Raw genomic sequence first — 8,954 nt, forward strand, 5'->3', positions numbered from 1 at the left:
ATCGGCTGCTCGCCACCCTGCACCGCGAAGCCGCGGCCGCGCAGGGTGGCGAGCAGCCGATGGGCGGTGGAGCGGGCGACGCCGAGGTGGTCGGCGGCCTCGCTCAGCCGCAGACGGCCGTTCCTGCGCAGCAGGAGCAGCAGTTTCAGGGCGTTGTCCACGGACTCCAGCCCCTGTCCTTGCCCGGCAACGGCGGCAGCGGCGGCGGGGGTGTCCGCGGGGTCCTCGAGTCCTTCTGAATTCTTCACACCGAATACTAGGCCGATCGGTGTTCCGCTGAGAAGAACCCGACTAAGAGGTCCTGGCAACCGATGGGGCCTTGTTCGAGCAGGGGCGGGAGCTGGGTGATGTCGTCCGCGGTTTCCGCCGGTCAGCGGCACCGCGAGTGGGATGCCCCGGCCGTCGACGGAGAGGTGGTGCCTGCTGCCCGGCCGTGCGCGGCCGGGCGGGCTCGGCCCGCTGGCGGGCTCCTGCGGGCCGCCCGGATGCGGGTAGGGGGTGCCCCCGGCGAAGCCAGGGGGGAGAGTGGATCACGGCCCGCGACCGGTCGAGCTTCTTCCGCCGACCGCAGCTGCTTGAGCAGCACGACGTGCGGCTGCTCCCACACACCTGCCCCGCTCCAGGCGGCCAGGTGCCGCCGGCAGGTCATTTCGGATCCGAAGCGAGTTCCTGGGGCGGGTACTCCCACTGGATGCCGGTGTGCAGCACGAAGACGAGCCGGTGCGGACGCGGACCGGCTGGAACACCACCCACCCTGCGGGAACCACAGGCCTCGACGCCGGTGCGCCGCGGCCTGTGCCCGCGTCGTGGTTCAGCGGACCGCTCGGCTCACGCTGTGTGGATCTCCAAGGCGGCACGCACGGCGGACTCCACGGCTCCCTCGATCCATGCCGGCTTGACGGACGTGTGGTCCCCGGCGAAGTGCAGCGGCCCCTCAGCCACGGGGATGGCGGACAACAACTCCGTGTGCTGCCCGGGCAGGAGCACGGACGCCTCTCCGTAGGCGTAGGGGTCGCGCAGCCAGCTCTGCGTGCGGCCCGCGCCGGTGTAGAAGACCTCGATGCGCTGGCCGTAGACCTGCTGGAGGCCGCACAGAGCGTGTGGGTACCGTGCCTCGTCGTCCAGCGAGTCCCAGCGCAGCGCGTCGTCCGCCCAGCTGTAGGAGGCCAGGACCACGCCCCCCGCGCTGCCCGGAACCGGGTGGGAGGGATGGAACATGAACCGGTTGGCGTTGTCCGACACCGATCCGCCCCCTACGACGTCGACGGCCTCCGGCTGGTCGCGCGCGACCGCGCGGTTGGCGGCGTAGTGGGTGCGCTGACCCGCTGTGATGTGCCCGGCGGGTACGGAGGGGTGGGCGCCGAGCAGGCTGCCGTCCGCGGCGGCCCGACCGGTGCGGTAGGCGTCGTACAGCCCCGGGTCGACGGCGCGCAACTCCCGTTTCCAGTCGGCCTCGTCGAACTCCCACCAACGGCGGCTGAACTCCAGCAGCACCTTGGTCGCGCTGTCGTAGTGCAACTCGCAGACCGCCCGGCGCTTGCCGTACGACATGGGCGGGGCGATCTGTACGTGGCGCAGTCCGGAGAACGGCACCGTGACCACGGCGACGTCCGCGGTGAACTGCTCGCGTACGACAGGGCCGTCGCGGCCCTCCGACACGGTGTCCACCCACACGTGCGGGCCCTTGCTCCGGACCTGCTCGACGTCCGGCGACGGGCGGTCGGGATGGTGGTACTGGATGCGCGTGACACGGCGGTCGAACCGCACGTCCTTGCGCACGCGCTCCAGCAGGGCGTCCGGCAGTACGGCCGTGCCGCCCTCCAGCTCGTAGAAGGGCGTGTCGGGGCTGATGAGGGAGGAGCCGATGAAGCTGTGGATGAAGGACAGGGGGAGACGGGAGGTGAGGTTCTCCAGGGTGCCGATCAGATCGATGGTCCGTTCGTCGAGGCCGGCGTGTTCGGTGAGGAAGCGGAACATCGACCAGTCACCGAAGCGCTGCACCACCCGGGCCCAGCCCTGCAGCCGCTCCGGGAGCGGCTTGTCGACCCGCTTGCCGTCGCGGCCGACGCGGCTGAACTCGTCGCGCACCGGGTCCAGCACGGAGCGCAGGATGACGGCGGCGGGGGTGTCCCAGTGGGCCCGGGGGACGCCGAAGGACCGGTTCACGCGCCGGGGCGCGCGGGCGTAGTCGGCGCGCCGCACGCGGATACCGTTGACGTGGATCCAGGTGCGGTTGGCGGGACGCCCCTCGCTGTCGACGTCGACGTAGTGGAAACGCCGCTTCTCCAGACCGAACTGGTCGATCAGCTCCATCACCAGGGGATGGCTGCCCGGGATGCGCATCGCGCCCGCTTCGGCGTACTGACGGGGATCGGCGAAGGGCTGTTCGGCGCGTTCGTGGCCACCGCTCCGGAAGGTCTTGACGCGTCCGCCCGCTCGGTTGCCGTTGGCCTCCAGCACCGTCACCCGGTGACCTGCCCTCTTCAGCAACCAGGCGGCCACCAGCCCGGCCGGGCCGGCGCCGATGACCAGGACGTTCTTGGGCCGTGTCCGTCGCTGAGCCGGCAGTCCCTTCTGGAGGACGCTCTGGTAACGCGGGACGAGGGGGCGGTCGTCGGAGTCCAGGACGAGGAGTGCGCGAGCGACGGCCAGGCACCGGTCGAAGTCGGCGCCACGGCTGTCGCCCGGGGCGGTCGGTGCGGGCAGGGCCGCGGCGACACCGCCGGTCAGGGCCGTGGCCACCGTGGCTGTGCCGGCCACCGCTGCGAAGCTCCTCCGGGACAGACCGCCATCCGAACGCACCACCGCGTGATCTTCAGTCATGGCGGTCTTTGTACCGGCGGCCGTGACCGGACGCCCGCCCTTCGCTCCGGCGTTGACCCGAAGGAGCTAAGCGGCGACGAACCCTGACGTCACAGCAGGTCTGCCGGCGCGAATGGCTCGGGGAACCCGAAGGAATGAATGCCGGTCATCCCCCCGAAGCCGTCGTGATCGATCCCGCACACTGCCAGATGCGTATCCACATCCGTGCTCTCCGGCGGGCTCGCGCGGCACATCGCTTGCACGGCGTTGCCCCGGACTCATAGGAGCGCGGGGCGACCAAGGGGGGAAAGGGTGGCGCAGCCGCGTACTCGCTTCGGCGACAGAGCCCGTTACTGGTTCGACAACACGCTGACCCGCGGTGCCTCCGCCCTCGTCGGCTGGATGGCGCTGTTGTGCCTGACCGTCGTCGTCCCGGCCAGTGCGGTGCTCGTGTGGACCGACCCTGACGCACCGGCGTCCCTGCCGGGCCGGTTCGCGGAGGTGTGGCGCCTGACCGGGGAGACACTGCGGCTGGGTGGTTCGACGGGTACACCGCTACGGGTGACGATGTCGCTGCTGCTCGCCCTGGTCGCTCTGCTGTACGTCTCGACCCTCGTCGGTCTGATCACGACGGCGCTGACGGAACGGCTCACCGCGTTGCGCCGGGGCCGTTCCACGGTGCTCGAACAAGGGCACGCCGTGGTCTTGGGGTGGTCGGAGCAGGTCTTCACGGTGGTGAGCGAGTTGGTGGCTGCCAATGCCAACCAGCGGCGGGCGGCGGTGGCCGTCCTGGCCGACCGGGACAAAACCGCCATGGAGGAGGCCCTGAGCACGAAGGCGGGTCCCGTCGGCCGTACGCGGCTGATCTGCCGCAGCGGCCCCACCACCGACCCCGCCGTGCTCAGCCTGACCAGCCCGAAGACGGCCGGTGTCGTGTTGGTGATGCCTCACGACGAGCCCGACGCCGACGCCGAGGTGGTCAAGACACTGCTGGCGCTCAGGACGGCCTTGACCGGAGAGGCCACCCTTCCGCCCGTCGTCGCTGCCGTCCGGGACGACCGCTACCGCCTGGCTGCCCGCCTCGCCGCCGGACCGGGCGGCGTCATCCTGGAGAGCGACACCGTCACCGCCCGGCTGATCGTCCAGGCCGCGCGCCGTCCCGGGCTTTCCCTCGTCCACCAGGAACTCCTCGACTTCGCCGGCGACGAGTTCTACCTGATCAGCGAGCCGACCCTGGCCGGCCGGCCGTTCGGCGACGCGCTGCTGTCCTACCCGACGTCGAGCGTCGTCGGCATGGTGCGCTCGGGCACCCCCCTGCTCAACCCCCCGGGGCAGACGCCCCTCGCTGCGGACGACCTGCTTGTCGTCATCTCCCGTGACGACGACACGGCCTGGCTCGGCGACTGCGCGGAGTGGGTCGAGAAGGAGGCGATGGCGTCCGGGCCGCCGACACCCGCGCGAGCGGAACGGGTTCTCCTACTGGGCTGGAATCGCCGAGCGCCGCTCATAGTCGACCAACTGCGCCGCCGCGCCCGACCCGGATCCGCCGTCGACGTGGTGGCGGACGGTGATGAGACGACGGTCCGGCAGGTGAACGAGGCCGACGCGCACGGCGGCACCGACCTGGCCCTGACACTGCACCGCGGGGACGTCACCCGCCCCGAGACCCTGCGACGTCTGGACGTTCACTCCTATGACAGCGTGATCGTGCTCGGCCAGGACCCCGCGCCCGGACAGCCACCGGACGACCCCGACAACCGCACACTCGTCACCCTCCTGCTGCTGCGCCAACTGGAGGAGGCCACCGGGCGCGAACTGCCGGTCGTCACCGAACTGATCGACGACCGCAACCGGGCGCTGGCCCCCATCAGCCCCGGAGCCGACGTGATCATCAGTGGCAAGCTCATCGGCCTGCTCATGGCGCAGATCTCCCAGAACCGTCACCTGGCGGCAGTATTCGAGGAACTGTTCTCCGCCGACGGAACCGGGGTCCGCATGCGGCCGGCCACCGACTACGTGCTGCCAGGACGTGAGACGTCCTTCGCCACCGTCGTGGCCGCGGCACGTCATCGCGGCGAATGCGCCATCGGTTACCGAAGCCACGACGACTTGACGGCAAGTCCCGGTTACGGCGTGCGGATCAACCCGCCCAAAGCCGAGCGGCGCCGGTGGACGGCCGCGGACGAGGTGGTCGTTGTCGGCAAGGACTGACGGAAGCACCGTCACGTTGGTGGGTGTATGGCGGTTTGATGGTGCGTCGCGGCATGCGGGCCGCGACCCGGGGCTGTGGTCAGGTCGTGGCTGGTCGGCCGACAGTGCTGGTGAGCTGGTTCCAGCTCGCGAAGCGGACGGCCCTCTCGGCTCGATGGTCGTGTGCGGTCGTCAGGTCCCACCACCGCACGAGACAGGGCGAACACGGCCGGCCCCACCACCGCACCCGCCGAACGTCATCGGGCCTGCGCCACCGGGGCGTCCCGGCCGGTGCCGATCCTGGAATCGTCGACGGTGAACGCAGGAAGGGCCCGGGCCGGCACCACCGGCCCGCTCTTCCCGTCCGGCTCACGCCCTCCGTGGTTCCACGGCGCCGTGGTGTCCGTGGACGCCCAGGGCCCAGGACGAGCTCGGCGTGCACCCGTCGGGCCTTCCTGCCGCATCCGTGCAGGTCAAAATACCCAGGCGTCCCACCACACCTCCGTGTTACGTTCAGCGGGTACTTCGCTGCTCACGGGCTTTCGTGCCCTGGAAGAGGTGTTTTTGTGACCCGGACCGCGCCGAGCGCGCCTCTCCGCACCGCGTAACCGCTGTCCCTTCCACCGCCGTCACGCAGTGGATTTCCGGGACGGTATCCCGGTGTCTCCCTAGCCACCCGCAGTCCCAGGGGTGTGGACGCAGACCGTCCGCCACCGCCGGGCACCCGGGTGCTTCCGAGGCCGCTCGGCCTGCTCTTGCTGTCTTCGTACCTTCCTCAGCAAGGAGCACCCCGGGTGTCCAGCAACAACATCGACCCTCAGCACACCATCGCCCGCCACGTCCTCGGCACCGAGGCCTTCGCCTGTGTCCGGTGCGGACTGACCGTGTCGGCGCTCGCGCCCGACGGCCGACGCCGTAACCACTGCCCGTCCTGCCTCTACTCCCGGCACGTCCTCGACCAGGTCGAGGGCGGCGCCTCGGAGTGCGGCTCGCGGATGAGCCCGATCTCCATCGCGGTGCTGCGCACCGGCGACTGGATGCTGATCCACCGCTGCGTCCGCTGCGACGAGCTGACCTCGAACCCGGTCTGCGGTGACGACAACCAGCTCATCCTGATGCGGATGGCCGTACGGCCGCTGGCCGAACCTCCTTTCCCGCTCGAAGCGTTCGGAACGCTCTGAGCACTCGTCACGGAAAGGAGAATTCAGCCATGCCTCGACGCAAACCCCCGCAGCAGCGCCGACCGCAGCGGTACAAGGACGTGCTGCACGGCAACGGCCGGCACCGGAGCAACGACTTCCGGTGCGTGGGCTGCCGGCTCGACGTCTCACTGGACGCCCCCGGCACCGCACACCGCAACCACTGCCCGAACTGCCTGGCCAGCCTCCACGTCGACCACCGCGTTCCTGGCGACCGCGCCTCGGACTGCCGCGGTCGCATGGAAGCGCTGAGTCTGACCGTACGACCGGACGGCGAATGGATGATCATCCATCAGTGCCTGTCCTGCGGCGAACTCAGCGCCAACCGCATCGCCGGCGACGACAACGCCCTCGCCCTGATGCGACTGGCCCTCCGGCCACTCCAGGACCGGCGGGTCGCCCACCGCGCACTGCTCACCGCGCTGTGACGGCACCGCGCCCGGGCGGACGCATCCCGTCTCCCCGGGCGCGGTGCCGCTTCCGGACGCCCAGCCCACGGGGGCGTCCTCGGCGCTCCGCCGACAGCCCTGAGGAGCCGACACGGCCGGACCGTGATCGTTCTCGGCGCCAACGACTGTACCTGTGCTCCACCGACGCCAATTGCATCGGGTGCGAATGGGCGGCACCTCTCCTGGAGGCCGGTCCGGGGTGGCGGAGTTCCGCTGTGCGGTCCAGCTGTTGGTGTCCGTCGTGCAGTGTTTGATCGTTTCCGTCGACCCACTGGTCGCGCGCGGTGGAGTCCTGCTTCCGGGGCGTGGCCGACAGTCTCACCCGCACTGACACGGAGATGTGCGTGCTGCATGAACTGATCGGCTCGTTCCTCGACATCCGCATGGTGAAGGCGATCACCTGGCAGAACACCGATGTGCGCGGTGTCTCGGCCGGGGCGGCCGTGGTGGCAGCGTCCATCACGACTGCCTGGGTTTACGGCATGAACTTCACCCACAGGCCGCAGCTGAACTGAGAATTCGGCCATCCGCTCGCGCTGGCCGTGATGGCCGTGATGGTCCTGATGCCAGGGTTGTTGTGCCGGGATTTCCGTCGAACGGCTGATTATGGCCATGCCGTCGCCACGGGCTGATCCCGGGTGAGGGAGAGGCTTTCCAGGAATCAGGCAGATATCGCAGGGCGTGAGTGTGCGGTTACGGGTTATCCGAGGCGTATGACGGGGCGGTTGCTCGCGTGGGGAAATTTTTACTGTCCAGCGGCCGGGAGTCGCGGGCCCTTTCGGGGTTGCCGCCATGTTCCCGGCTTCCAGCGGCCGGATGTCCGGATGCGAGGGGAATCTCTGGGCTGGACCAGAGGGGACGAGGAAGGGGCTGATCGCGATGACTGTGGTGGCGCGGCAGGGCGGTGGGGGAGGCTCCAGCGGCCTGTACGACGTACTGGAGTTGATTCTTGACCGAGGGCTGGTGATCGATGCGTTCGTGCGGGTCTCCCTGGTCGGCATCGAGATACTCAAGATCGACGTTCGGATCGTGGTGGCCAGCGTCGATACCTACTTGCGCTTCGCCGAGGCGTGCAACCGTCTCGATCTGGAGGCGGGACCGCGCAAGCCGGCCGGGCTGGCCGAGCTGCCGGGACGGATCAACGAGTCGGGGGCTCGGGGTGCGACCAAGGGAATTCTGTCCGGTGCTGCACAGACGATCTCCGATGCTTTCCAGCAGGCCCGCGGCGAGGCGCGGCAGAAACAGGGTGGTTCACGCAGGGGGTGAAAAGCGCAGCCGGTAGTCGACTTCGTCGAGCGGCGGAGAAGCGCCGGGCTGCGGCCTCGTCCCGGCGGTTCTGCATGGGGATGTCGTCGAACACGTTGCCGTCCTGGTCAACGGCCCGTCACAAGTACTTCCGCTCTCCGTCGACCTTGATGAACACCTTGTCCAGATGCCATGTGTCCCCGGGCCGGGGCCGGCGGCGACGCAGTCCGTCGGCGTGGGTCCGCCCGAACTTCCGGCACCACCGCAGGATCGTCTCGTAGGAGAGGATCATGCCGCGCTGGAGCATCGGCTCCTTCACCTCACGCGATGACAGCGGGAAGCGGAAGTGCAGCCACACACAGTGGGAGAGCGCCTCGACCGGGTACCGGTGCTCCCGGTACGACGACGTGCTCGCCAAGAACAATCCCCCTCCACCGTGATCACGAAGAAGATCGTGCCACCCTGTCAGCCGACGTGACAGCGCTGTCAGCGACGGATGAGGCCGAGGTCGGTGGCGGTGGCGACGGCGGCGGTGCGGGAGTCGACGCTGAGCTTGGCGTAGATGCGGGCCAGGTGGGACTTGACGGTGCCCTCGGTCAGGTGGAGCCGGTTGCCGATGGCCTGGTTGGACAGGCCGTCGGCGACCAGGGCGAGGACTTCGGTCTCGCGCCGGGTCAGGGCGGTGTCCGGCGTGCGCAGCCGGTTCATCAGCCGGTCGGCGACCGTGGGCGCCAGCGTGGTGCGTCCGGCGGCTGCGGTGCGTACGGCGGCGGCCAGGTCCTCGGGCGGCGCGTCCTTGAGGAGGTAGCCGGTGGCGCCGGCTTCGATGGCGGGCAGGGTGTCGGCGTCGGAGTCGTACGTGGTGACGATCAGCACTCGGGGGGCTCCCGGCAGGGCGGTGATCTGGGCGGTGGCTTCCGCGCCGCCCATGCCTCTGCCGAACTGCAGATCCATCAGCACGACGTCGATGTCGCCCTCGGCGGCGCGGATGACGGCATCCTCGGCGGTGGCGGCTTCGGCCACGACGACGAGGCCGGGCTGCGCGCCGTACTGGAAACCGAGCCCGGCC

8 protein-coding genes and 1 pseudogene are annotated in these 8,954 nt (G+C 69.9%); 5 read left to right on the top strand and 4 right to left on the bottom strand.

The genetic code is table 11. The annotated features are described in order from the left end of the window. A partial coding sequence (locus B7L92_RS43100) for a helix-turn-helix domain-containing protein (protein WP_255311288.1) occupies window positions 1-248 on the bottom strand: 248 nt, incomplete at its 3' end. Between the two features lie 580 nt (window positions 249-828). Continuing rightward, window positions 829-2,823: a flavin monoamine oxidase family protein gene (locus B7L92_RS35200; protein WP_081241275.1), complete on the bottom strand. Its 1,995-nt coding sequence runs from the start codon at window positions 2,821-2,823 to the stop codon at window positions 829-831. A gap of 291 nt (window positions 2,824-3,114) precedes the next feature. Here B7L92_RS35200 and B7L92_RS35205 point away from each other — a divergent pair, with 291 nt between their 5' ends. From B7L92_RS35205 to gvpJ, 5 genes are all read left to right on the top strand, one after another. Continuing rightward, window positions 3,115-5,013, top strand: a complete 1,899-nt coding sequence (locus B7L92_RS35205; protein WP_081241276.1) for a CASTOR/POLLUX-related putative ion channel — start codon at window positions 3,115-3,117, stop codon at window positions 5,011-5,013. Window positions 5,014-5,801: 788 nt separating this feature from the next. Next, window positions 5,802-6,173, top strand: a complete 372-nt coding sequence (locus B7L92_RS35210; RefSeq protein ID WP_107501713.1) for an RNHCP domain-containing protein — start codon at window positions 5,802-5,804, stop codon at window positions 6,171-6,173. A gap of 29 nt (window positions 6,174-6,202) precedes the next feature. Further along, window positions 6,203-6,619, top strand: a complete 417-nt coding sequence (locus B7L92_RS35215; RefSeq protein WP_081241278.1) for an RNHCP domain-containing protein — start codon at window positions 6,203-6,205, stop codon at window positions 6,617-6,619. Window positions 6,620-6,984: 365 nt separating this feature from the next. Then, a complete protein-coding gene (locus B7L92_RS35220; protein ID WP_255311290.1) occupies window positions 6,985-7,155 on the top strand; it encodes a hypothetical protein in 171 nt (56 codons plus the stop codon). 364 nt (window positions 7,156-7,519) lie between these two features. Then, window positions 7,520-7,906 (top strand): gas vesicle protein GvpJ, encoded by a 387-nt coding sequence (gene gvpJ, locus B7L92_RS35225; RefSeq protein ID WP_081241279.1) that lies wholly within the window; start codon window positions 7,520-7,522, stop codon window positions 7,904-7,906. A gap of 37 nt (window positions 7,907-7,943) precedes the next feature. On the opposite strand, the pseudogene B7L92_RS35230 reads toward gvpJ, so the two are convergent. Both B7L92_RS35230 and B7L92_RS35235 read right to left on the bottom strand, forming a co-directional pair. Continuing rightward, window positions 7,944-8,303: pseudogene (locus B7L92_RS35230) on the bottom strand (IS6 family transposase); the annotation flags it as partial. A gap of 68 nt (window positions 8,304-8,371) precedes the next feature. After that, window positions 8,372-8,954: LuxR C-terminal-related transcriptional regulator (locus B7L92_RS35235; RefSeq protein WP_081241280.1), on the bottom strand; the 583-nt coding region annotated here is incomplete at its 5' end.

This window comes from Streptomyces viridosporus (assembly GCF_002078235.1).
GTDB classification, from domain to species: domain Bacteria; phylum Actinomycetota; class Actinomycetes; order Streptomycetales; family Streptomycetaceae; genus Streptomyces; species Streptomyces viridosporus.